Genomic DNA, 24,044 nt, shown 5'->3' on the forward strand with positions numbered 1-24,044 from the left:
TTCGAACGGAACGAAATGTGCGCCGGACCGGCGCTGCACTCGTTTTCGAGAATTCGGTGTGAATGGCGGGGCTCTGACACAAAGCCAACTCGACCAAATCAACGAGTTTTACCTATGCGCCTCATTTGAGTTCTAAACAAGGTCGAGACGCTTTTTATTTGTCCCTTGAAATAACAGACGCACGCCCGCAAAATTCAAGCCGGCAGAAAATTTCCCACAAGTGCGGATGAATTTCTGCGCGGCTCGAATTATTTCATTCGAATTCTTGGTCATCGGCGAGAAATAATTCTGGCACTCCTATCTATCGAGTGCCAACCCGCCTATACAGAGGCAGCGGCCGCCCAATGCCGGCCACAGAAAGAAGTTCCCCATGAAATTCCGGCCACTCCACGACCGCGTCGTTGTTCGCCGCGCCGAAGGCGATACCAAATCCAAGGGCGGCATCATCATTCCCGACAATGCCAGGGAGAAACCGCAGGAAGGCGAAGTGATCGCCGTCGGCCCGGGAGCACGCGACGAAAGCGGCGCCTTGATCGTGCCCGATGTGAAAGCCGCCGACTTCATCCTGTTCGGCAAATGGTCCGGCACCGAGGTCAAGATCGATGGCGAGGACCTTCTGATCATGAAGGAAGCCGACATCATGGGCATCATCGACAAGAGCGAGACCGGCATTGTCGACAAGACAATGGCCGTCAAGAACGCCGCCTGACCGGGCAGTCTTCACGGCAAACGGCGCACTCCAATTTTCGAACGGGATCAACGATCATGTCTGCCAAGGAAATCAAATTCTCCACCGACGCGCGCGACCGCATGCTGCGCGGCGTCGAGCTCCTGAACAACGCCGTCAAGGTGACGCTCGGCCCCAAGGGCCGCAACGTCATCATCGACAAGGCTTATGGCGCGCCGCGCATCACCAAGGACGGGGTGACGGTGGCCAAGGAAATCGAGCTTACCGACAAGTTCGAAAACATGGGCGCCCAGATGGTGCGCGAAGTGGCCTCGAAGACCAACGACCTTGCCGGGGACGGCACGACCACCGCCACGGTGCTGGCCGCCTCGATCCTGCGCGAAGGCGCCAAGCTGGTCGCTGCCGGCATGAACCCGATGGACCTCAAGCGCGGCATCGACCAGGCGGTCACCGCCGTGGTTGAGGAAATCAAGGCGCGGGCCAAGAAGGTCAAGTCGTCGGCCGAGATCGCGCAGGTCGGCACCATTGCCGCCAATGGCGATGCCAGCGTCGGTGAGATGATCGCCAAGGCCATGGACAAGGTCGGCAATGACGGCGTCATCACTGTCGAGGAAGCCAAGACCGCCGAGACCGAGCTCGACGTCGTCGAGGGCATGCAGTTCGACCGCGGCTATCTCAGCCCGTATTTCGTCACCAATGCCGACAAGATGCGCGTCGAACTGGAAGAGCCCTATGTGCTTATCCACGAAAAGAAGCTCGGCAACCTGCAGGCGATGCTGCCGATCCTCGAAGCAGTGGTGCAGGGCGGTAGGCCGCTCCTGATCATCTCCGAGGACGTCGAAGGCGAGGCGCTGGCCACGCTGGTCGTCAACAAGCTGCGCGGCGGCCTCAAGGTCGCGGCCGTCAAGGCGCCGGGCTTCGGCGATCGCCGCAAGGCGATGCTGGAAGACATCGCCGTGCTCACCGCCGGCCAGATGATCTCGGAGGATCTAGGCATCAAGCTCGAAAACGTCACCATCGACATGCTCGGTCGCGCCAAGCGCGTGCTGATCGACAAGGACACCACCACGATCATCGACGGCGCCGGCGCCAAGGCCACCATCCAGGCGCGCGTCGCCCAGATCAGGGGTCAGATCGAGGAAACCACGTCCGACTACGACAAGGAAAAGCTGCAGGAGCGGCTGGCCAAGCTCTCCGGCGGCGTTGCGGTGATCCGCGTCGGCGGTGCTACGGAGTCGGAAGTCAAGGAAAAGAAGGACCGTATCGACGATGCGCTGAACGCCACGCGCGCGGCTGTCGAGGAAGGCATCGTGCCCGGCGGTGGTGTGGCGCTGCTGCGCGCCAGGTCGGCGCTCAAGGGCCTGACCAGCGCCAATGTCGATGTCACCGCAGGCATCTCGATCGTGCTCCGGGCGCTCGAAGCGCCGATGCGCCAGATCGCTGAGAATTCCGGCGTCGAAGGGTCGATCATCGTCGGCAAGCTTGCCGACAGCAAGGACCACAATCAGGGCTTTGACGCCCAGAACGAGGTATATGTCGACATGATCAAGGCAGGCATCGTCGATCCGGCAAAGGTGGTGCGCACGGCACTGCAGGATGCCGGCTCGATCGCAGCGCTTTTGATCACCGCCGAAGCCATGATCACCGACATTCCGGCCAAGGATGCCGCACCTTCACCTAGCGGCGGCGGCATGGGCGGAATGGGATACTGAGACCTTGGCGCCAGGAGACGGCCGTGCGTGAACCGACGCTACCCCCGGTGTTCGGCAGGCTTGGGGTCAAGTCGCCGGTCGCCATCGTGGCGGCTTCGGCCACATCCAGCAATACGACGAACCTGGCGGCCCGTATGCGAGAAGGTCTCTCGTCGCGCAGGGGCCTGGCTTTGAACCTCGGCGTGGTGCTGTGGACAGTACTTGTCCTGGCGGCGGTATTTTTCATTCTGCAAACCTGAACCGATCGGCGGCGGGCGAAAACGAAAGGACGCGGAATATGGCAAACCGCCACGGCTTCGTATGGACCATCCGGACAGCTGGACCGTTTTCGACGTCTTCACCGGCCAGCCCGCCGAGTCCGATCACAAGATCATGGTCGGCATCAATGCCGGCCAAGCGTACGAGATGGTAGCCGGCTGAGCGATCAAGACGCCAAGCGGTGGGAAGAGGCCGGCCGCTGACTTGTGCCGATGTACCAATGAATAAATCCGCCGGAATGTCGGGGGCGTACAGTGCCATTGTCGCCGGTCAGAACATGGGCACCGGCGCTTGAGAGCGTCCATCATACTCCCGCCCCTCGATGGGAGCCGGATTGTGGACAACGATCATTCCGCCGATGTGATTTCGACTTTGGACTGCAATATCCTGCGCGACGCCTTCAGAACATCGGTCATCATCGAAAATCGCATCCCTGAGGATCAATGGCACGGAAACGCCGCGCTTCTGATCCGCGATTATGCCGGCAACTCCGATTTTGATTCGGCACTGCTGGCCTGGATCGTACGAAAGTAACCTTGCCGCCGTGCATAACTTGCCGGAGCGGGCAGCTGCTCCGCGTTCGCTTTCATTTTTTGCCTGAAAGGATGATGAGCATGAGATACTTGAAAACCCCGGATGCTCCGGTCGTAACGATCGAGCCAATCGTCGAGGCCGCAAAAGTCCTATCGAAGCGGCTGACGATCAGAAGCGACGAAGCCGCAAGACGAAAGATCGCCGACACCGACGGCACGATGCGGCGGGCGCGTCACCTTGCTGAAAGCAACCGCCTGATTTAATGCGCCTACGTCGGCTTTCGATCAGGTCGAGACTTCAAGGCGCCCACGGTAAACGTCCGCTATCGCGCATCCGAAGACCTGAAGCTCCCTTTCGGCATCCGGCCCCGAATGAGAAAAAATCGACTTTCCCTTCGATCGCACCGGGATCATGTCGCACCGTCATCTGGGTGGCTCGTGGTCGTTCCGGTGGCTGCCACGAACGGCAGATAAGCGCCTAAACGGACGTTTTGCGGGGCGGACCGGAAGGACGGCACAGCGATGCTCGTCGGTATCGCGCAGTTCGGCTGCGCCAGGACCTGAGGATACTGGCGACCGTAGGCGAACTTCGGGGTGTAGCTCGCGAGCTATACGTGGCCGATGAGTTCGACATCGCTGTGCATCTTTGCGCCTGCGGTTGCGGTACGAAGTTAGGACGCCGCTCGGCCCTCCTGAATGGCGAGTGACCTATACGAACGGTGGGCCTACGGTCGTTCCCTCAATCGGGAACTGGCAGTTGCCGCGCCGCTCGCACTCCGTCATCACAGGCGGAAAAGTCCTGTGGGCAGGCCAGTGGAGTGAGGAGAACATCAACGCGGGCCGCATCGCGGAACAGCACCGAGGCGAGACCTACTATGCCGCTCGCCCGCACAATCGCAAATGGTGGGTCCGATTTGGCAAGTGGCTGCGCGGCCTGTTTAGTGGTGGCAGGAACTAAGGTCGGTTACCGAACGGCAGCTATCTGCAGGGTCCGCTCCAGGACCGGACAGTCAGCAGTCGGCCCCCACTGGCACAGCTATGAATACCTGATTTCGCCGCTTCAAGCACCGCGGGCGTATTGCGCTGGCGGCGCCCCCACGCACCGCGAGAAGGCTGAGCTGAAGGCACTCGTCGAGCCATATCCGGTCTTCGCCGCAATCTGCGCGATGCTGTGCTGCCGCGCTCTAAGCATGTGCTTGGCCAGCGTCATCCTCCAGCTTTGCAGGTATTCCATCGGCGCCATGCCCACCACTCGGTTGAATCGCGTGAAGAAGGCCGAGCGGGACAGCCCCGCCTCACGTGCCATCTCGGCGACGCTCCATGCGCGATCTGGCGCCGCGTGGATGGCGCGCAGCGGGCCGGTCAACCGGTCGTCCGCCAGCCCGCGCAGCAGGCCTGGCGTGGCACTCGTCTCGGTCGCAGAACGCAGAGCTTCGATCAGTAGCACCTGCAGCAGATGTTCCAGAACCACGTCGCGTGCCGGGCGATCCGCTCTCGCCTCGTCCCGCACCAGTCGCGCCAGGTCGCCAAGACGCTGCTCCCCCCGCACCATGGCCATATCGGGAAGCAGCGACACCAGCAGCTCCGCATCCGGGGCGCCGAAGCTGCAATACCCGATGAGCTGCTGCACCTCGACAGCGGCGTTCTCTGGCCCGATCCGCACTGTTCCGTCCGGACGGATCAAAGGGCGGCTTTCCAGCCCAGGCGGCGGTTCGGGATCGGCGCTCGACATGGAAAAGCTCTGCACCGCCGGCACCAGCACGAAATCGCCTTGGCAAAGCTTCATCGGCGGCTTGCCGTCCACCTCGAGACGCGCCTGACCGGCAAGGAGCAGACAATAGTAGACCTGTCCAACCTCGGTCCGCCGTACGCGCCAGGGGCCGGAAGCGTCCACCAGCTTCGAAAAGGGCGCGCGCGGACGCAAAAGGGCGATCACTTCGGAAAGCGGATCTGACATTTCGGACTTTCGATAAACAGTGACGGACATGCGATTATAGAAAATTCGCTCCGCAAGGTCGATATCCAAAGCATCCAACAACGGAGACACCCCATGAACACCGTGATGATCACCGGATGCTCCTCTGGCTTCGGGCTGGAGACCGCGCGCCACTTCATCGACAAGGGCTGGTCGGTCGTCGCCACGATGCGCAGCCCGCGCGAGGATGTCTTGCCCGCCTCCGATCGACTGCGCATCCTGCAACTCGACGTGACCGAGCGCGATGCGATCGGCCGCGCGGTCGAGGCAGCAGGTCCGATCGATGCGCTCGTAAACAATGCGGGCATCGGCTGGATGGGACCGCTGGAGGGCACGCCGGAAGAGATAATCCGCGAAATTTTTGAGACCAACACTTTCGGCACGATCGAGATGGTCCGCGCCGTGCTGCCGCAGTTCCGGCAACGCGGAGCGGGGACGATCGTCAATGTTTCCTCCAGCACAACGCTGAAGGCGCTGCCGCTGCTACCGATCTACACGGCCAGCAAGGCTGCGGTGAATGCCTTTACCGAATGCCTCGCGCTGGAGCTCGAGCCCTTCGGCATCCGCACGCGGCTGGTCCTGCCCGGCCAAGCTCCAGGGACCCGTTTCGGGGCCAACGCACGCGGCAAGATGGCAGAAGCGGGGGGCATTCCCGAAGCCTATGGCCCCATTGCCAAGCAGGTCTTTGCCGCTCACGCGGCGGCGGCGAACGCGAAGATCACCGAGCCGGCAGACGTGATTGCCGCCATTTGGCGGGCAGTGACCAAGCCGGACTGTCCCTTGCGGCAGACCGCAGGCGCCGATGCCATGGCTCTTGCGGCATGAGGGCAGGAATGCTGGGGGCTCCGGCACTTCGGGTCAGACGGAGGGCGAGTAACACTTTGCCGGTGTCGCGAATTTTCCGCTTCGCCGGCAGAACCTGTCTTAATGGTGGGGTCTGCCCACATGCGGCAAACGGCTCGATCGAGCCGTTTATCGTGTCCGATTCCAATGACAGCAAGGCGTCGTGAGCTGAATGGCTGATTTACCAATTGGTCGGTTGCGCGCGAACTGGCTGGAAAGAAGGTGCGCATCAACGCCCTCAATCCGGGGCCGACCGGCTCACCGATGCACTCCCATATCGACCCGGCCCTCAAGGACCGCATCGCGGCCAACCTGCCGATACGCCGCATGGGCCGGCCCGAGGATATGGCTGCCGCGATCCTGTTCCTGTGCTCCGACGCCGCGAGATTCGTCTACGGCGCGGCGCTCGACGTGGATGGCGGCTCGATGTTCCGCTGAGCGGCATGGCGTCAGTCATAGGAGAGTTTTACGCGGCTATATGGCGGTGGCGTATTTGGCTTTGGATGCCGGCAGCATCCAGAAATTGCCTTGGCGACGCACGACTCCGCGGCATTTCTCACCCGATTTCATTTGGGTATCGGTGAGATCGAAACCAGGATTGCTGGAACCGGACTGGTCGTTTCATATGGCGCCCTTCGCCGGGGGCTGTCGGTCCCGCATCCCGCCTTGACGGCGGCGCTATGCTGATGCTCCTTCGGCCGCCCTGTTGAACCGGTCTCATGGCCACGAACCTGCTCCAGCACCGAACTGACTTGTTTGCGCTTACGGACATTTCGGTGCCTTCACCTTGTACGCCCTTTTCACATTGGTCAGGAGAGCAGTGGGCTCTCCCGACGGAGAGGCCTAGAAGCGCCGGATTTTCAGCGACGGGTTGATAACAGAAAGGGAGGAGCAAAGGCCTTGCTCTCCTGCCGAAGAATGCCAGTACGGATCGCACCTACAGCGGAACCAACGTGCTTATAGCGGGGTGCCGTCGCCGAAAGCGGATTTCCAACTCAAAGGGTGGTTAACCTTTCGACGGGTCTCGCGCTCAGGAGGCGTATGGCGTGGCGATCTATCGGCGCGAAAAATCATAGCTCTAAAGACATTAGATCGCTTCGGCCCGGCAAGGCAGAACCTGCGCCGCCAGCCTGTCGAGGAAGGAGGCGATTGATTTGGCATCGGGGCCGCCGCATCTGGCTTCCGGCGTTCAGGGCTTTCTCGATCTGCCGGGCCGAGGCCAGAACATCATCAAAGCTCGGTGCCGCGCCGAAAATCATGACGGTCGTGTTTACATAGTCGCGGGCGAGCGTCAGCAAGGTTCGCAGTCCGTAGAATGCTACAAGTTTCAGACAAGACCGCGCGCGGCGCCAGGCTGCCCGTGCCGACTACCATTGGGTCAAGATGGGCTGCGAAGTCGCCCGAATCGCTCAGTTTTCGGAAATGGACATCGACGCGGTGCGTGCAGTGGTCGCGGAGGAAGAGCATCACCGAAACTGACGGCGGCGCACCGTGCCGCTTGCGCGCCAAGGCCGGCAAGGGAAGCTGCGCCGCGGCGCAACCCGTCACTATCATCGCGTTGCATGCCGCGCCCTTGCCCGCCTTGCGCTTCGCGGCCTCCTGTTCCTGCCTGATTGTTTGGGCGAGGACCGAATAGAAGGGAGGCGCTGCACAGGTGCGCGGGCGAAAATGGAAAAAGCAGAAATTGAAGGGCTGAAGGACAAGGTACCCTGCGCTGCGGTGCTGGAGCGCGCGGGATTCGCCCTCGACGTCAAGCAGAGCACGCGCAAGGCGATGAAATATCGCCGTGAGGCGTCGATCATCATCGTCATCCATGACGGCAAGGGCTGGTTCGACCCGCTTGGCGACGACAAGGGCGATGTCTTTCGCCTGGTCGAACATCTTGAGATGGTGCCGTTCGTCGAAGCGATGAACGACGTCGCCAACCTTGTCGGGTTCGTGCCGTCCGAGCCGGTCTGGCAGCGGGTGTCCCGCCAGCGGGAGCCTGACCTGTCGATACCGGAGCGCTGGCACGCACGGCGCAGGCCGTGGTGCGGATCGGCGACCTGGCGCTATCTCACCAAGGCCCGCCATCTTCCCGACCGCATCGTCCGCGCCGCAATCAGCGCCGGCGTCCTGCGCGAAGGCCCGCACGGCTCGATGTGGGCTGCCCATATTGACACCAACGGCAACGTTACGGGCTGGGAAGAACGCGGACCGGACTGGCGCGGCTTTGCCACGGGCGGCGCCAAGGTGCTGTTCCGCCTCGGCAGTCCCGATGCGTTGCGCCTTTGCGTGACCGAAGCCGCGATCGACGCTATGAGCCTTGCCGCGCTTGAGGGCTTCCGCGCCGACACGCTCTATCTCAGCACCGGTGGCGGCTGGTCGCCGGCAACCGATGCGGCGCTCCGCGCGCTTGCCGCCAAGCCGGGTATTGAGCTCGTCGCGGCTACCGACAACAACAAGCAGGGCGACATCTATGCCGACCGCCTGCTCGGGCTGGGGGAGCAAGCTCAGTGCGGCGGTGATCGCCTTCGACCTATAGCGGATGATTGGAACGCCGATCTGAGAATGAAAGCGGAAGCAGGAGAGGAGGAAGGAGGAAGCTGCCGCATGCCCGCCGGTCGCGTCAAGGGTGAAGCTTCGCCCGGCTCGCGCCGGCCCTTGACCCGCCCGGGCGGAGAGGCGGCCGCGGGGGGAGGGTCCGGAAGAGCCGAAGGGGATGGTGATCCATAGGGGATGAACCGCGCTCCGGCTCCGCACAAGGCCAGGAGCCTCCCATGACCCAATCCTTCATCCGCAAGATCTACTTCGGCGTCGCCGATCGCCGGCAGATGTTCCGCCTCTTCGACCGCCACGCCCAGCGGCCCGATCGCTGGGAGAATGACGACAGCGGCCTGTTCGCCGGCGAGTGGTTCGAGATCGCGCGAGCCGAGCACGATTACATGCTCGACCTGCTGCCGCCGCTCTGGATGCGCGGCGAGATGTTCGCCCTGCGCGAGTCCCTCACCGAGAGCCTGACCAGCGTCTTCTACACACTGCGCATCAACGGCAGGACGCGCTACTTCCATGCCTATTGCGACCTCGCGCGGCCCCGCTCGCCGGTCGAGATGCGCGACGCCATCGTCGAACGCGAATCCTGGCCAGTGAAGGCGATGACGCGTGCGGAGCGCCTCGAGCATGTCTGGAGCGCGACCCACGACGAGTACCGCGGCTACGCCGGGGAGCGCTTCGGAGCCGAGCATCGCGGCAAACGCACCATCCTCGTCTATGGCCTGGGGACGCCCGAGCAGAAGTTGCTCGACGACCTGACCGACGACGAGATCGCGGCCAAGCTGCCGGTGCATCTCAGGAACCTTCCCGTCCGCGCAGCGGCGTGAGGGAGGCGGCGATGTTTACCTTTCCGATCGTAGCGGTCCGCAAGGTCATAGAGCGCGGCATCGAGGATGCCGCGGCCAATGACGGTTTCCGCAATCCCTACTACGGCACCCGCCCCGGCGAAGGCGAGAGTCCGGGTCTGTGGCTGGTCGGCGACGAGGGCGTCTACATCATGTCCAACGGCAGGCTCGTCGAAGGGACACGCGCGCTCGTCGTCTATTCCGAGCAATGCCACCCCAGGGGCGACGTTGACTGGTGGGACTACAAGCGCCGCCACTTCGGCGCCGATGACGGCCTCGAGTTCATCGAGGCCGAGCGTCTGCTTCCGCTGTTCGACCGCAACCTGCGGGCTACTCACCTCAATGTCGAACTCACCGAGACCGAAATCGCGCTCTCGCTGATCACCCGCTGACTTCCCAAGCCGCGACATCGATCGCCTGGGCGACCCGCTCGGCCGGGGGCTCGCGCGCGCCTTCAAGACGAGGATTCTCCAGATGTCCAACGACGATCCATTCACGCTCGATCTGTTCAACACCACCACGCAATCGTCGGGCCTCGGTCTCGGCGTCACCGCCTTCGGCAACGACTTCGGCGCTGGCGAGCCCAAACCTAAAGAGATTACGACGCCCGCCGTGCCGGAGTCGCAGCCGGCCTTCCAAACCGTCCACTCGCTGTGCCGCGCGGCCGAGGCCGGCCTGGATGGCAACAACTTCTTCCTCGAGACCGATCGCGGTCTTGCCCGGAGCTGGAAGCAGCGAGCCCGCGATAATCTCGATGCGATACGGCTCGCCGCCGAAATCGAGAGCGCCGATCGGCCGGCGACGCGCGAGGAACAGGCGCGGCTGATCCGCTTCACCGGCTTCGGCGCTTCCGAGCTCGCCAATGCGGTGTTTCGCCGTCCCGGCGACCATGCTTTCCGCGCCGGCTGGGCCGCGATGGGCGCCGAGCTCGAGGAGATGGTGTCGAGCACCGACTACGCCTCGCTCGCGCGCTGCACGCAATATGCGCACTTCACGCCAGAGTTCATCGGTCGCGCGATGTGGGCAGGCCTGGTGCGTCTCGGCTGGCGTGGGGGCAGGGTGCTCGAGCCCGGTATCGGCACGGGATTGTTTGTGGCCCTGACGCCGGCAAAACTGCGCGACGAGGTGCACGTCACCGGCGTCGAGCTCGATCCGGTGACCGCGCGGATTGCCAGGCTACTCCAGCCTCGGGCACGCATTGTAAACGCCGACTTCGCCCGCACCGACTTGCCGGCTGACTTCGATCTCGCCATCGGCAACCCACCCTTCTCGGACCGTATCGTCCGCTCGGATCGCTTCTATCGGTCGATGGGGCTGCGCCTTCATGATTACTTCATCGCCCGCTCGATCGACCTGTTGAAGCCCGGTGGTCTCGCCGCGTTCGTCACCAGCTCGGGCACCATGGACAAGACGGATTGTTCGGTGCGCAAGCACATCAGCAAGACCGCCGATCTCGTCGCCGCCATCCGCCTTCCCGAGGGCAGCTTCCGGGCCGACGCCGGCACCGATGTGGTGGTGGACGTCCTCTTCTTCCGCAAGAGAGGGCACGGCGAGGTCGAAGGCGATCTGTCGTGGCTCGATACCGACGAGGTCCGTCCTGCCGATGGCGGCGATGGCGCGATCCGCATCAACCGCTGGCTTGCCCGGCAACCGGATTTCGTGCTCGGCACGCACGCGACCACCTCGGGACGGTTCGGCGAGACGTATACCTGTCTCCCGTGTCCGGGCGTCGATCTTGCACAGGCCCTGTCGGATGCGATCACCCTTCTCCCGGAAGCCATCTATGACGGCGAGCCCGAGAGGATCGATCTCAACGGGGGACACACCGGGCACTTCGGTGAAGACCTTCCCGCAGGTCCCTCTATCCGCGAGGGCAGCTTCTTCGTCGCCTCAAACACGGCGCTGATGCAGATGGTCGACGGCGCGCCAGTGACCCTCACCGTTCGCAAGGGCCGATCAAGCGATGGGGTGCTCGACAAGCACGCCCGCATCATCCGCAAGCTGATCCCGATCCGCGACGCGGTGCGCGAGGTCCTCAAGGCGCAGGAGCTGGATCGACCGTGGAAGGCGGCGCAGGTCAAGCTGCGCATCGCCTGGTCAAATTTCGTCCGTGCCTTCGGTCCGATCAACACCACCGTCGTGTCGACCAGCGAGGACCCGAAGACCGGCGAGGTGCGCGAGACGCATCGCCGCCCGAACCTCGCGCCGTTCCTCGATGACCCCGATTGCTGGCTCGTGGCCTCGATCGAGGACTACGACCTCGAGACGGACACCGCCCGGCCCGGTCCGATCTTCACCGAGCGGGTGATCGCACCGCCCGCGGCCCCGATCATCAATTCGCCAGCAGACGCTCTCGCGGTCGTGCTGAACGAGCGCGGCCTAGTCGATATCGATCACATCGCCGAGGTGCTGCATGTCGATCCCGACCTGGTCATCGCCGATCTGGGCGACGCCATCTACCGCGATCCGGAGAGCGGCGCCTGGCGGACCGCCGACGACTATCTCTCCGGCCAGGTCCGTGGCAAGCTCAAGGTCGCTGAAGCCGCCGCGGCTCTCGATCCCGCCTTCGAGCGCAACGTCCGCGCCCTCGTAGCTGTCCAGCCCGCCGATCTCGGCCCATCCGACATCACCGCGCGTCTCGGCGCGCCCTGGATTCCGGCGGCCGATGTGGTCGCCTTCGTCAAGGAGACGATGGGCGCCGAGATCCGCATTCACCACATGCCCGAGCTCGGTTCTTGGACGGTTGATGCCCGCCAGCTCGGTTACATGGCGTCCGGCACGTCCGAATGGGGCACCGAGCGCCGGCATGCCGGCGAGCTCGTCACCGACGCGCTCAACAGCCGCATGCCGCAGATCTTTGACACCATCAAGGATGGCGACAGCGAGCGGCGCGTGCTCAATGTCGTCGACACCGAGGCGGCCAAGGAGAAACTCACCAAGATCAAAACGGCCTTCCAAAACTGGATCTGGTCCGATCCCGACCGCACCGACCGGCTGGCGCGGGTCTATAATGACCGGTTCAACAACATCGCCCCGCGAAGGTTCAACGGGGACCATCTGCAACTTGCGGGCGCCTCAGGCGCGGTTTCTCTTTATGGACACCAGAAGCGCGGCATTTGGCGCATCATCTCGGCCGGTTCGACATATCTCGCGCACGCCGTAGGCGCCGGCAAGACCATGACCATGGCGGCCGCCGTCATGGAGCAGAAACGGCTCGGTCTCATAGCCAAGGCCATGATGATCGTCCCAGGACATTGCTTGGCGCAGGCCGCGCGCGAGTTCCTGGCGCTCTATCCGATGGCCCGCATCCTCGTCGCCGACGAGACCAATTTCAGCAAGGACAAGCGGCGCCGCTTCCTCAGCCGCGCGGCCATGGCGAATTGGGACGCCATCATCATCACTCATTCGGCCTTCCGCTTCATCGGCGTTGCGTCCTCGTTCGAACAGCAGATGATTCAGGACGAGCTCGCGCTCTATGAGTTCCTGCTCACCAAGGTCGAAAGCGGCGATCGCGTGTCGCGCAAGCGCCTCGAGCGGCTGAAGGAAGGCCTCAAGGAACGTCTGGAGGCCCTCGCAACCCGCAAGGACGACCTGCTCACCATCTCCGAGATCGGCGTCGACCAGATCATCGTGGACGAGGCGCAGGAGTTCAGGAAGCTCAGCTTCGCGACCAACATGTCGAGCTTGAAGGGGATCGATCCGAACGGCTCGCAGCGCGCCTGGGACCTCTATGTGAAATCCCGCTTCGTCGAGACCAGGAACCCGGACAGGGCGCTCGTCCTCGCCTCCGGTACACCGATCACCAATACGTTGGGCGAGATGTTCTCGGTGCAGCGCTACCTCGGCTACGCGGCTTTGTCCGAGCGTGGCCTCCACGAGTTCGATGCCTGGGCTTCGACCTTCGGCGACGTCACTACCGAACTCGAGCTGCAGCCCAACGGCAAATACAAACCGGTCACCCGCTTCGCCACCTTCGTCAATGTCCCTGAGCTGATCGCCATGTTCCGCACCTTTGCGGATGTGATCACGCCCGAGGATCTGCGCGACTACGTCAAGGTGCCGGCGCTCTCGACCGGCACGCGGCAGATCAGGACCTGCAAACCATCTGTCGCGTTCAAGCGCTACCAGGCTCTCCTCGACGCCCGGATCAAGGCGATCGAAGGGCGCGAAGCGCCACCCGAGCCCGGCGACGATATCCTGCTCTCGGTCATCACCGATGGCCGCCATGCCGCGATCGACCTCCGCCTCGTCGATCCGGACAATGACAATGAGCCGGGCAATAAGCTCAACGACCTCATCGTCAATGCTTACCGCATCTGGCGCGACACCGCAGACGCAGCCTACGTCCGGCCGGACGGCACGCCGTTCGAACTGACTGGCGCCGCGCAGATGATCTTTTCCGATCTCGGCACGCTCAATGTTGAGCGGACGCGGGGCTTCTCGGCCTATCGTTGGATCCGCGACGAGCTGGTGCGCATGGGCGTGCCGGCGGCCGAAATCGCCTTCATGCAGGACTTCAAGAAGTCGGAGGCCAAGCAGCGGCTGTTCGGCGACGTCCGCGCGGGCAAAGTCCGGTTTCTCATCGGCTCGTCCGACACCATGGGCACCGGCGTCAATGCCCAGCTCCGGCTCAAGGCGCTGCATCATCTCGACGTGCCATGGCTCCCCTCGCAAATCGAGCAGCGCGAGGGACGCATCTTGCGGCAGGGCAACCAGCACCACATCGTCGACATCTTCGCCTATGCCACTGAAGGCTCGATGGACGCCCAGATGTGGCAGAACAACGAGCGCAAGGCTCGCTTCATCGCCGCTGCACTCTCGGGCGACACCTCGGTGCGCCGCCTCGACGACCTCGGCGAAGGGCAGGCCAACCAGTTCGCCATGGCCAAGGCGATTGCCTCGGGCGACCCGCGCCTGATGCAGAAGGCCGGGCTCGAGGCAGACATCGCCCGGCTCGAACGCCTGAGGGCGGCGCATCAGGACGATCAGTTCGCCATCCGCCGACAGATCCGCGATGCCGAGCGCGACATCGAACACTCGACACGTCGCATTGGCGAGATCGGCCAGGACCTTGCGCGGCTGGTTCCGACGACGGGCGAGGCGTTCCGCATGAGCGTGGGCAACACGACATATGTGGAGCGCAAGCTCGCCGGCCGCGCCCTGATGACCGAGATCCTGACTTTGATCCAGCTCCAGCATGCCGGTACCCGCACCATCGCCGCGATCGGTGGGTTCGAACTCCAATATTGCGGCGAGCGCTTTGGCCAGGACAGCTATGGCTACATCACCACGTTGCTGCGCGCCGGCGCGGCGACGGAAGTCGAGTTACCTGTGACCACCACGCCGCTTCGCGCGATTGCAAAGCTCGAACATATGCTTGGCAATCTTGAGGAGGAGCAGGAGCGCGCACGCCACAGGCTCGCGGAGGCCGAGCGGCGGCTCGCGTCCTATCGCTCACGCGCGGGCAGTACCTTCGCCTTCTCGGACGAACTGGCCGACAAGCGCCGCCAGCTCTCCGAAATCGAAAGATCGCTGTCGCAGGAGATTGATGGTGTACGCCCCGCTGAGGTGCAGGCGGCGTAACCCGCCCCCACGTTCTGAGCGGCCCTCGCCGGCTCGGTGGAGGGGCCTTCCCGAACGAAGTAGGGAAGCGAAAAAGCAAGGAGGACTGCTCGCAGATCGGGTGGTCCGCCGACGCTGACGCTCAATCGCGCCCGTCGCCATCCCGGCCCGTCATCCTGCGCAGGGCTGAAGAAGCCCCGCTTGGCCAGCCGGGCAGGGATGCTCCAGCGCAATTGCCCCGTCCCGCCCGCGCCGCGGGCCGGGGGGTGTCTTCGGAAAGAAGACGAGAAAGGACCGGCGACGGGGCCTGTCCATAACCCACCAAGGAGCATTCCAATGGAACTGAAGTTTGTCGATCCGCGCTCGCTCAAGGACAATCCTGACAAGGCGCGGCGCTCCAAGTCCAGCCCTCAGGCCGACGCCTTGCTGCTGGCAACGATCAAGGCCATCGGTGTTGTCGAGCCGCTGATCGTCTTCGCTGAGGCCGATGGCGGCAATGGCTTCGTCATCGATCAGGGTCATCGCCGGGCGAAGCAGGCGATCGCTGCAGGTCTCGAAGAGATCGCCGTTCTGGTCGTGCCTCGAGCCGAGGACGGCGGCGCGATGCGCTCGCTGGCCACCTCGATCACGCACGAGCAGCTTAACCCGGTCGATCTGTGGCGTGCGATCGAGCGTCTCGTTGCGCTGAACTGGACCGAAGAGGCCATTGCGATCGCCCTCGCGCAGTCTGTGCGCCAGATCAAGAAGCTGCGCCTGCTCGCCAATGTGCTGCCGGCGATGCTCGACGCCATGGCCAAGGGCGATATGCCGAACGAGCAGCAGCTCCGCACTATCGCGGCCGCTTCGCTCGAGGAGCAGAAGGAGGTCTGGAAGGCCAAAAAGCCGAATAAGGGCGATCCGCAGGTGTCGTGGTGGAGCATCGCCAACGGTCTCACCAAGCGCCGGATGTACGCGCGCGACGCAAGCTTTGGCGACGAGCTGCGCGAGGCCTATGGCATCGCCTGGGTGGAGGATCTGTTCGCACCGGCCGACCAGGACAGCCGGTACACCACCGACGTCGAGGCCTTCCTCGGCGCCCAGCAGGAATGGATGACTCAGAACCTGCCCAAGAAAGGCATCATCACCGAACCGAACACGTATGGAGAGGTGAAGCTGCCGCCAAAGGCGGAACGCGTTTATGGCACGCCGAAGAAGTCGGATCACGCCGCGATGTATCTCGACCGCGAGGGAAAGGTGAAGACCGTTCACTTCCGTCTGCCCGAGGCCAAGAAGAAGGCCAACGCGACGGAAGCCGCCGAGGCGGTCGTCATGCCGAAATCGCGTCCCGATGTGACCCGTAAGGGCATCGAGATGATCGGCGACCTGCGCACCGATGCTCTCCATGAGGCGCTGTCACGGGCGCCGGTCGAGGACGACACGCTGTTGGCGTTGCTCGTTCTCGCCTTCGCTGGCCAGAACGTGCGCGTTGATTCCGGTGCCGGCGGCGATCATGGGTTCGGTCGCCGCATGCCTCGGCACGCCGCCACCCTCTTCGATGCCGAGGGCAAGTTCGCTTTCGACGCCGAGACTTTGCGCATCGCGGCCCGGGGCGTCCTCATCGATGCGCTCTCCTGCCGCGAGGGCATGAGCAAGTCGGGCGTGGTGGCGCTCGTCGCAGGGGGCGCGATCGGGGCAGACAGCTTCCTCGCCAATATGGGCACCGAGGACTTCCTGTCCTGTCTGTCGCGTCCGGCGCTCGAGGGCTTGTGCGACGACACGCCGGTTCTGCCGCGGGCGCGCGTAAAGGACACGCGGGCCGCGCTCGTCGAGCACTTCAAGGAGGGGCACTTCGTCCACCCGGCTGCGCTGTTCGCTGCCGATGCGGCAAGCCTGACCGAGTGGCTGTCCAAGAGCACCGTCCCCGAGGCCGAGGACGACGTTGGGCCTGAGGTCGACGGTCTGAGTGGAGAGGACCAACGTTCCGAGAAAGGCGAGCTCGAGGAAGGCTACCGCGAGGCCGCCGAATAGACCTCGCCTCCTTTTGATCGCTCTGCCGCCGCCAGGTTCGCTTGGCGGCTGCAGGTGTACGGCCGCGGCAGCGAGCGCTGGCGACAATGGAACTCCGGCGTAGGCCCAGGGCCATGATGGTGTGACCGTGTGGTGCATGCCGAGACACCTTCGGTCGATGAATAGGCAGGTGGCCATGATCACCCGTCCTTCGGTTCCAATGTCGAAGTCGAGGCCCGTGCCGGTCCTCACTCGGGCTTTGTGCGGTCCTGAACCTGCGGACGTCCGCTTCAAGGCCGCGTTCCGCGCCGCGAGGCGGCCGGATCGGTCCGGTCTCGGCATGGCAGGCCCGCGCCCCGCGCGAGGGCTGAAGAAAGCCCTGCTTGGCCGCAAACCTTCCATGCTCGTCTCGGTCCGCCCGGGCCCTGAAGCGCCCGCCATTCCGCCGGTTCTTTTTGGTCCGCGCCCGAGGGAGGGCCGGCACGGAGCCGGTCCTGGCCTCGAGAACCAGAAGAAAGGATATGCCAATGACCAGGAAAGCCGCCAATCCCCGCGCAACCGCCCGCGTCGCTCCGCTGCGCAAGGGCACTACCTTCCAAATGGTCCGACTCGTGTGTCCCGACGCCGCACAGTGCGCGCTCGTCTCGGAGAGCTTTGGCCTCCCGGTGCTCGACAGCGACGGCATTCGCGACTTGCACGAAAAGCTCGTCGTGGACACGGCCGCAGCGCTCGACGAGGGGCTTGGGGAACGCGCCATGCAGATACACCTGCAACGCGTCGTCGGTGCCTTTGTCGGGTCCGCCTACGGGGCCGGCCAGTTCTACAGCCGGTCGGTATCCGAAGCTCGGGACGCGACGGCCAAGTCGGCCTGCGACGATCGGAACGAAGACGTCGCAGGTCCGGTCGGCTTCGACAGCGCTGCCCAGCGCAAGCGTGAGTTCGCCGCCGATATGGCACTACAGGCCCATGCGCTGCGCATGGCCGCCGAGGGGGCTATCGCGGCCTACGAGCAGGTCGTAGGCGAGGTCTGGAAGCCCTTCGAGCGTCCAGTCGAAAACCCCGGCCAATCCGTCGACCGCAAGGCGGCCGAATTGCAGATGGCGGCCCTCGGATGAACGTCGAGGGCGGGGCTCCGGTCCCGCCCTCCTTCCATGTCGAGCACGTCCGGCTCATCGACTGCACGGGGCCCAGCCCATTTTCATGGGCCGAACATGCCGCTTTCCATCATCGCCAAGTGAACCTTTCGTCGCGAGTGCCGTCTCCCGGCGGACGAAGTGAGACGACCTGCTGCCATGCGGTGCGCGCCCGAGCAAATATGGCCGCATCGTCTCCTAATTTTCCGCCCGTGGCGACCACGTCGACGGCAAGTTCTTGTTCCAGCGATTTCATGTGTGCGACTTTGCACCCAGGTTCGGATGTCGCTTCCGGTGCATGACGTTCCGGGGACGGCTGCCGACGCCAGCTCGTTCGCCAGCCTCGGCCCGACCGGCATTGCTGGGCTCCTTCACGGCCCAACTCCCGCTCTCTGGTGATGGCTTTCCTGGTGCGGCCGCGGATCTTCCCCGATCAACCCGCAAGGGGTCCGCTAGCATGCTGCGGCCGCTCGGCTGACGCCTTCGGGTGATCGCGCCCGCCTTCGCACACTGACGGAGCCATCGAGCGGGAATTGGCCCGCTCCAAGATGGAGCCCTCAGATGTCCCACGATCTCATACTCGCCCAAAAGGCCGCATGGTCTCTCGCCCGCACTCTCATGGTCCCGGTTATCCTGTTCCAGGTCGACAACAAATTTGGTGTCATGCCCGCCGCAGAGCTCGACGACGCCGATGTCGAAATCCTCTTCGAATACGATCCATATGGCGGTGGCCGGTCGGTTCATTGAACCGACCTTCTCTCGACGGCATTCAGGCGGCGCCCAGCGCCGCTTTCCTATTTTCTGACGGCCGCTCGCGCCCCCGTCCTTCCCGAGGTCCTGGCGGAGCCGGGCAGTCAGCGCAACGGCTTCGCCGTCCTCCGCTGTCGCTGCGGCCCACCCCATCGTGCAAGCACCATGGGACCGGTAGGGTGCGCGGCCCGCCTTCCTGCTCCGCCCAAGCGGACCCCCGTGACGGGGCCGCGATCGGCGCGGCCTGCAACCGGAGGTTCATGAAAATGACCAGGAAAGAAAATGCAGAGCGCATCGATGTCTATGCGCGGATCACCGACCGCATCCTAGCCGAGCTGGATAAGGGTATTCGTCCTTGGATGCAGCCGTGGCAACCGAGCAATGCCTCCGGCCGCGTCACCCGGCCGCTCAGACACAATGGTCTGCCCTATAACGGCATTAATGTGCTGCTGCTTTGGTCGGAGGCTGTCGCACGCGGCTTTTCCAGCCCGATGTGGATGACATTCAAGCAGGCGCTCGACCTTGGCGGCGGGGTTCGCAAGGGCGAGACCGGCTCTATGGTGGTCTTCGCCAGCCGCTTCACCAGGACGGAGACGGACACCAGGGGCGAGGAAATCGACCGCGAGATCCCGTTCCTCAAGGCGTATTCCGTCTTCAACATTGCGCAAATCGATGGACTGCCCGACCAGTTTTATCGACGGCAGGCGGAGCCGGTGCGCGATCCGATCGCCCGGATCGGGCAGGCCGACCAGTTCTTCGCCAATACTAGGGCGCTAATCCAGCACGGCGGGGACCGCGCCTACTTCGCCCCGGTGACGGACCGCATCCAGATGCCGCCTTTCCAGACGTTCCGGGACGCCGCGTCATACGTTGCCACACTCAGTCACGAGGTCATCCATTGGACTTCGGCGCCGCATCGCGTGAACCGCGACCTTAGCCGCTACGCCAAGGATCGCAGCGAGCGAGCGCGCGAGGAACTGATTGCCGAGCTCGGAAGCTGCTTCCTCTGCGCCGATCTTGGTATCGCGCCCGAACTCGAGCCCAGGCCGGACCATGCGAGCTACCTCGGCTCGTGGTTGAAAATCCTCGCCGACGACAAGCGCGCGATCTTCTCGGCCACAGCCCATGCGCAGCGCGCCGTCGGTTTCCTGCATGGCCTTCAGCCGGAGACCGCAGAAGAACGCAATGCTGCCTAATGTTTCACGCATCAACTTTGGAAGGGGAGGTCATGTGCCTCCCCTCTGTTTCGCTCGGCCGTGCCGGCCGATGGCTAAGCCGGAGATGCTTCCCGGACAATCGCGAAATCGATTCCCGCTCTGGCTGATCGACAGATCCGGGCGGCCGATTTCCTTCTCGCGGCCATCCTAAAGTTCGAACCGAAGTTGCCGTTGTTCCGGCGGCAACACATTGACTAGCGACGAAAGCCTGACACCCAGGAGCCGGATTGCCTTCTGTACCGGAAAACACCGACCCCAGGAGATCGGCTGCGAGACGTTTGAATCAGAGAACTCGATTGGCACCGAAACGGTGCGACTGCGCGTGGTCTGGTGGCAATCAGCAAATTTGACCCAAAGCGCGATCGTCCGGCCCCGGCCATTGCCGTGATGAAAGGCATCGCGGAGCGACCGCCGAAGGCGCGAGCCTCGTAGCTTGCGGCAGCCACCACGCCTGCCACGTCAGTACCACAAGCACCTGAAGTCGACCAACATGCTGGAACGCCTCAACGAAGAGATCAGGCGCCGCACCTATGTCGTGCGCATTTCCAAACTCACAGAGCCGCCTGCACTTGGTCAGAGCGCTGGCCGTCGAAACCAAGGAAAACTGTATGGGGGCCAACCGCTACATCAACATCGACGACCTGCGCGAGCACAAGAAGCTCGCTCTGCGCCAAGCCGCATGACCAGCCTCATGGCAGCCCCCTTTTTGCAGAACTTGACGCACACAACCCCTGTTCAGCGATTTGCCAATCGATCAGTCGAAGCCTATGCTTCGATATCGGCCGCCAGATATTTCGGATGCAGTCGACAGTAAGAGGTACGTGCTCTTGCCCGTCAGGGAGAAGAGCCATGCCTCAGTCCGTTCTTCGCAACCACATTTTGAAAACTCTTGCTCCGAAGGATTTCGCGCTTTTACAGCCGTCCATGCATCGCGTGGACCTTGCTATCAAAGCCCGACTGGAGGACCCCAATCAACCGATAGAGCACGTGTATTTTCCAGAGATGGGCATTGCGTCGGTGGTCGCCACCTTGACCGGAGCGCGGCAGAGCGAAGTCGGCATCATCGGCCATGACGGCATGACGGGAGTCGCGGTCGTTCTCGGGCAAGACAGATCTCCCAACGAAACCTATATCCAAGTCGCCGGCAATGGATGGTGCCTGCCGGTTGAAAACCTTCGCGCTGCTATTGCAGAAAGCGAGAGCCTTCATGAGGCGCTGCTTCGCTACGCCCACGCATTCCTTGTGCAGTCGTCCCGGACGGCGCTGGTTAACGGCCACTCCAAAATCGAGGAAAGGCTGGCCCGCTGGTTGCTGATGGTCCACGACCGGACTGAAGGAAAAATCTACCTGACGCATGAATTTCTGGCGACCATGCTTGGCGCCCGGCGTCCCGGCGTTACCACTGCCCTCCAAATGCTTGAATATCGGGGGCTAATCCACGCCAAGCGCGGTGAGATCGCGATTGTCGACCGCATCGGCATGATAAAGCTCACACGCGGAGCATATGGCGAGGAGGAGCAACGGCACTTCGGCATGGGCTCCGAATTGTCCGCTATCGGACATACGCTTGAAGGCCGCCGGAAATAGGCCGTTAATCGCGTTGGTTTGGGTTCAGGGAGGAACTCTTGATGACCAACACATACCGGACCGTCACGGTTGAAAAAGCCGCCGAGGCCTATGTTCTTTCCAGGGGCAAGGCCGGGTTCCTGTCCATCGCGCAGGCAATCCGCGCAATGCGAACACTGATGCCGGACTGCAAGGCTTCCGACCGCGAGTTGGAGGAAATGCTGGCGACGGCATGCATCGTTCACAGCGTGCCCGTAGCCTTCGACGCAGCAACAGCCGATAGCGCAACATCGCGGCTCCATTCATAGAGCCGAAGATGCCGGCGCTCACGCAGACGACTGCTTCATCGGACATTCGTCGAGCGATTGTCCTCTACCTGATCGACAATGTCGAAAATCCGAGCGTATCGGTATCAGAGGTCATCTTCGCCGTGAGAAAGATGTTTCCGCTTTGCGAACTCACAGATTGGGAACTTGGCGATCAAATAGCGAGAATGGCGATCGACGCGGGATTCGTCGTTGAATTCGACGCCCAACTCCCCTGACTCACTCGGGGTAGTCCCCGCGAGAGCCATTATCGGCCGACGCCACGCGCATAACTCCGACATCAAGAAGCACGAGCGTCCAGTCGAAACCGCCGGCAATCCAACAAAGGCGGCGCGATCACGCGACAATTGGGGAATCGCAGCGGCGGCTTCATTCGCAGAGCGCACCAACGACCTCTCGAACGGGCTGATCTGGCCGAAGGACGGCTGAAGCCTCGACCGCCTATGCCGCAATGGCGCGTCGCGCGTTTCTTCCCCTGGGCGAAGCCCATTCCTCGCGCAACCAAGAAACGCGCGCCTGCGCCATCCTGCGCTTCGCTGCGGTCGCAAGCGATGCGGGCCGCATGGTGCGGGCTCGGAAACGAAGAAAACGGAGACTGAAAATGGCTACCATCGGCACCTTCAAGAAGACCAGTGCGAACGAGTTCACCGGCGAGATCGTCACCCTCAGCGTCCAGGCCAAGGGCGTGCGCATCGTCCCCGACACCCGGGCCAGCGGCGAGAACGCCCCAAGCCACCGCGTGGTGGTCGGCAAGGCCGAGATCGGCGCCGCCTGGTCCAAGCGCTCCAACGAGGGCCGCGACTATCTCGGGCTCAAGCTGGACGACCCGAGCTTCACCGCTCCGATCTACGCCAACCTCTTCGCCGACGAGGAAGCCGAGGGCCACAGCCTCATCTGGTCCCGCCCCAACCGCCGCAACGGCGAGTGAATCGGTAGACGCCTCGCCCGGCATCGGGCGAGGCGTCCTTTCATGCTGACTGCGGAACCTAGCTATGATTGATCAGAACGGCTGGCGAGCCGGACGCCCGCGCCACCACCATTCTCAGGGATAAACTGAATTCCTGCGGATTCGAATGCGCGTCGCAACGCGTCAATGGTCACTCTGTTGGCACTTATTGGACCGGTTAGAGGCTCTAGTCGTTTGATTGTAGCGAGCGAGACCCTGGACCGTTCCGCAAGCGTTTTCTGATCCCATTGAAGCAAAGCACGTGCGGCTCGCATTTGCCCACTTGTAATTTCAACTGAACCAAAAGTATCATTTGATGCCATAGGGCTTGATTTTTTGCCTGCGCTCACTTAAATCACCGCTAGTTGCCACCGCCTGCGACCCAAGAGAGATGATCTCCAGGTCGCTTGGGCGGCGGTGAAATGGTCGAGCAGGGTGCACGAACACCTTGCCCGACCTGACCAAAGCCAAGCTGTGTGGGAGCTCGGATCATGGCTGATTCCGACAATACCACGACTTTGCCTTCCGTCACGCTTGGACGGGAGATGCAATCTCCGTTGACCAAAGAGCGTGCCGGCCCTTCAGCCGAAGGCCCGTTGTCACCTGATCCCGCACTTCTCCTGTCCCTTGCCTGGATCGACGCCCATGTTGGGATGCTGGCTTCCTGCCTCCGGCAGCAGCAGGAGGAGGAGAGAGTCCTGGAGCGCGGCGCGCTCTTGCCCACCGGCGCAGTTATCGGGCGCGGGGAGGGGGCTAGCGCCGACTGCGACGGTCTCGATCCCCGGGAACAGGATGATGCCGAGAAGGCCGACGCCTTGCTGGCTGAGCTTGCTTCGACGCCTGCTCAATCGTTGACAGGCGTGATCGCCAAGCTCGCGGTTGTCCTTCGAGAGGCGACTGACAACACCGACATCTTCGAATTTCCGCTGCCGCAGATCCGCTCGGCCTTGGCCGATTTGCGGCGGCTCACGCATGAAGCGACAAGCGACCAGCCGGCCGGCTGGCCCGCCGGCGACCAATCGATCGGCTCGCTGTTCGAGCTGTCCGCATCATCCTTCGCGGCCTGGCGCGCGTTCGGTGCGTGGAGCCAAGGCGATGACGAGGCCTATCGCAGCTGGACGAACACATTCAAAATACTGCAGGGCGGCGCAAGCCAATAGGCCTCGCTAGGC

Annotated in this window: 24 protein-coding genes and 2 pseudogenes; 22 read left to right on the top strand and 4 right to left on the bottom strand. The window is 63.3% G+C overall.

Translation table 11 applies throughout. The annotated features are described in order from the left end of the window. Window positions 1-370: 370 nt before the first annotated feature. From LB525_RS10530 to LB525_RS10540, 3 genes are read left to right on the top strand one after another with little or no spacing between them, the layout of a single operon-like run. Window positions 371-709 carry a co-chaperone GroES gene (locus LB525_RS10530; protein ID WP_224544547.1) on the top strand — a complete coding sequence of 113 codons (339 nt, stop codon included), beginning with the start codon at window positions 371-373 and terminating at the stop codon, window positions 707-709. Between the two features lie 56 nt (window positions 710-765). After that, a complete protein-coding gene (groL, locus tag LB525_RS10535) occupies window positions 766-2,400 on the top strand; it encodes a chaperonin GroEL (protein WP_224544548.1) in 1,635 nt (544 codons plus the stop codon). Window positions 2,401-2,423: 23 nt separating this feature from the next. Next, on the top strand, window positions 2,424-2,639 hold the full coding sequence (locus LB525_RS10540; RefSeq protein WP_224544549.1) for a hypothetical protein: 216 nt from the start codon (window positions 2,424-2,426) through the stop codon (window positions 2,637-2,639). On the opposite strand, the gene LB525_RS10545 is transcribed toward LB525_RS10540, so the two are convergent. Further along, entirely contained in the window at window positions 2,623-2,919 is a 297-nt protein-coding gene (locus tag LB525_RS10545; protein WP_224544550.1) for a hypothetical protein, read from the bottom strand. The two genes, LB525_RS10540 and LB525_RS10545, sit on opposite strands and share 17 nt — an antisense overlap. Window positions 2,920-2,994: 75 nt before the next feature. Here LB525_RS10545 and LB525_RS10550 point away from each other — a divergent pair, with 75 nt between their 5' ends. The 3 genes from LB525_RS10550 (at window position 2,995) to LB525_RS28705 (ending at window position 4,149) form a co-directional block, all read left to right on the top strand. Beyond that, window positions 2,995-3,192: a hypothetical protein gene (locus LB525_RS10550; RefSeq protein ID WP_224544551.1), complete on the top strand. Its 198-nt coding sequence runs from the start codon at window positions 2,995-2,997 to the stop codon at window positions 3,190-3,192. Between the two features lie 80 nt (window positions 3,193-3,272). Further along, window positions 3,273-3,455, top strand: coding sequence for a hypothetical protein (locus LB525_RS10555; RefSeq protein ID WP_224544552.1), 183 nt, complete (start codon window positions 3,273-3,275; stop codon window positions 3,453-3,455). Window positions 3,456-3,894: 439 nt separating this feature from the next. Then, window positions 3,895-4,149 (top strand): DUF6527 family protein, encoded by a 255-nt coding sequence (locus LB525_RS28705; RefSeq protein ID WP_411971015.1) that lies wholly within the window; start codon window positions 3,895-3,897, stop codon window positions 4,147-4,149. 102 nt (window positions 4,150-4,251) lie between these two features. On the opposite strand, the gene LB525_RS10565 is transcribed toward LB525_RS28705, so the two are convergent. Then, entirely contained in the window at window positions 4,252-5,229 is a 978-nt protein-coding gene (locus LB525_RS10565; RefSeq protein ID WP_318012397.1) for an AraC family transcriptional regulator, read from the bottom strand. A 12-nt stretch (window positions 5,230-5,241) separates the two neighbouring features. On the opposite strand from LB525_RS10565, the gene LB525_RS10570 reads away from it, so the two are divergent. Together LB525_RS10570 and LB525_RS10575 are read left to right on the top strand one after the other, a co-directional pair. Further along, window positions 5,242-5,991, top strand: coding sequence for an SDR family oxidoreductase (locus LB525_RS10570; RefSeq protein WP_224544554.1), 750 nt, complete (start codon window positions 5,242-5,244; stop codon window positions 5,989-5,991). A gap of 210 nt (window positions 5,992-6,201) precedes the next feature. Further along, window positions 6,202-6,447 (top strand): annotated as a pseudogene (locus LB525_RS10575) (SDR family NAD(P)-dependent oxidoreductase); the annotation flags it as partial. Window positions 6,448-7,079: 632 nt separating this feature from the next. Here the strand turns inward: LB525_RS10575 and LB525_RS10580 are convergent. Continuing rightward, the gene (locus tag LB525_RS10580) at window positions 7,080-7,307 is read right to left on the bottom strand and encodes a hypothetical protein (protein WP_224544555.1); all 228 of its coding nucleotides are present in this window, start codon (window positions 7,305-7,307) and stop codon (window positions 7,080-7,082) included. A 370-nt stretch (window positions 7,308-7,677) separates the two neighbouring features. Between LB525_RS10580 and LB525_RS10585 the strand changes: the two genes are divergently transcribed. From LB525_RS10585 to LB525_RS10620, 8 genes are all read left to right on the top strand, one after another. Continuing rightward, the gene (locus LB525_RS10585) at window positions 7,678-8,724 is read left to right on the top strand and encodes a DUF3991 and toprim domain-containing protein (RefSeq protein ID WP_224544556.1); all 1,047 of its coding nucleotides are present in this window, start codon (window positions 7,678-7,680) and stop codon (window positions 8,722-8,724) included. 44 nt (window positions 8,725-8,768) lie between these two features. Continuing rightward, complete coding sequence (locus tag LB525_RS10590) at window positions 8,769-9,368, top strand: DUF1419 domain-containing protein (RefSeq protein WP_224544557.1); 600 nt, start codon at window positions 8,769-8,771, stop codon at window positions 9,366-9,368. Window positions 9,369-9,379: 11 nt separating this feature from the next. Further along, the gene (locus tag LB525_RS10595) at window positions 9,380-9,778 is read left to right on the top strand and encodes a DUF3085 domain-containing protein (RefSeq protein ID WP_224544558.1); all 399 of its coding nucleotides are present in this window, start codon (window positions 9,380-9,382) and stop codon (window positions 9,776-9,778) included. Window positions 9,779-9,860: 82 nt separating this feature from the next. Next, complete coding sequence (locus tag LB525_RS10600) at window positions 9,861-14,969, top strand: N-6 DNA methylase (protein ID WP_224544559.1); 5,109 nt, start codon at window positions 9,861-9,863, stop codon at window positions 14,967-14,969. A gap of 315 nt (window positions 14,970-15,284) precedes the next feature. After that, window positions 15,285-16,955 (top strand): ParB N-terminal domain-containing protein, encoded by a 1,671-nt coding sequence (locus tag LB525_RS10605; protein WP_224544560.1) that lies wholly within the window; start codon window positions 15,285-15,287, stop codon window positions 16,953-16,955. A gap of 506 nt (window positions 16,956-17,461) precedes the next feature. Then, complete coding sequence (locus tag LB525_RS10610; RefSeq protein ID WP_224544561.1) at window positions 17,462-18,049, top strand: hypothetical protein; 588 nt, start codon at window positions 17,462-17,464, stop codon at window positions 18,047-18,049. 579 nt (window positions 18,050-18,628) lie between these two features. Then, a complete protein-coding gene (locus LB525_RS10615) occupies window positions 18,629-18,814 on the top strand; it encodes a hypothetical protein (protein ID WP_224544562.1) in 186 nt (61 codons plus the stop codon). Between the two features lie 269 nt (window positions 18,815-19,083). Next, window positions 19,084-20,013 carry an ArdC family protein gene (locus LB525_RS10620; protein WP_224544563.1) on the top strand — a complete coding sequence of 310 codons (930 nt, stop codon included), beginning with the start codon at window positions 19,084-19,086 and terminating at the stop codon, window positions 20,011-20,013. A 168-nt stretch (window positions 20,014-20,181) separates the two neighbouring features. Here the strand turns inward: LB525_RS10620 and LB525_RS28710 are convergent, their stop codons facing one another. Continuing rightward, window positions 20,182-20,397, bottom strand: a complete 216-nt coding sequence (locus LB525_RS28710) for a hypothetical protein (protein WP_411971018.1) — start codon at window positions 20,395-20,397, stop codon at window positions 20,182-20,184. An 85-nt stretch (window positions 20,398-20,482) separates the two neighbouring features. Here LB525_RS28710 and LB525_RS10625 point away from each other — a divergent pair. The 6 genes and pseudogenes from LB525_RS10625 to LB525_RS10655 all read left to right on the top strand — a co-directional run. Next, window positions 20,483-20,717 (top strand): annotated as a pseudogene (locus tag LB525_RS10625) (transposase); the annotation flags it as partial. A gap of 166 nt (window positions 20,718-20,883) precedes the next feature. Further along, window positions 20,884-21,621 carry a Crp/Fnr family transcriptional regulator gene (locus tag LB525_RS10630; protein ID WP_224544564.1) on the top strand — a complete coding sequence of 246 codons (738 nt, stop codon included), beginning with the start codon at window positions 20,884-20,886 and terminating at the stop codon, window positions 21,619-21,621. 41 nt (window positions 21,622-21,662) lie between these two features. Then, the gene (locus LB525_RS10635) at window positions 21,663-21,908 is read left to right on the top strand and encodes a hypothetical protein (protein WP_224544565.1); all 246 of its coding nucleotides are present in this window, start codon (window positions 21,663-21,665) and stop codon (window positions 21,906-21,908) included. An 8-nt stretch (window positions 21,909-21,916) separates the two neighbouring features. Continuing rightward, a complete protein-coding gene (locus tag LB525_RS10640; protein ID WP_224544566.1) occupies window positions 21,917-22,144 on the top strand; it encodes a hypothetical protein in 228 nt (75 codons plus the stop codon). A 383-nt stretch (window positions 22,145-22,527) separates the two neighbouring features. Then, window positions 22,528-22,854 (top strand): DUF736 domain-containing protein, encoded by a 327-nt coding sequence (locus tag LB525_RS10645; RefSeq protein ID WP_224544567.1) that lies wholly within the window; start codon window positions 22,528-22,530, stop codon window positions 22,852-22,854. 509 nt (window positions 22,855-23,363) lie between these two features. Continuing rightward, the gene (locus LB525_RS10655) at window positions 23,364-24,032 is read left to right on the top strand and encodes a hypothetical protein (RefSeq protein ID WP_224544568.1); all 669 of its coding nucleotides are present in this window, start codon (window positions 23,364-23,366) and stop codon (window positions 24,030-24,032) included. Window positions 24,033-24,044 lie beyond the last annotated feature (12 nt).

This window comes from Mesorhizobium sp. CA16 (assembly GCF_020165175.1).
Taxonomy (GTDB): Bacteria; Pseudomonadota; Alphaproteobacteria; order Rhizobiales; family Rhizobiaceae; genus Mesorhizobium.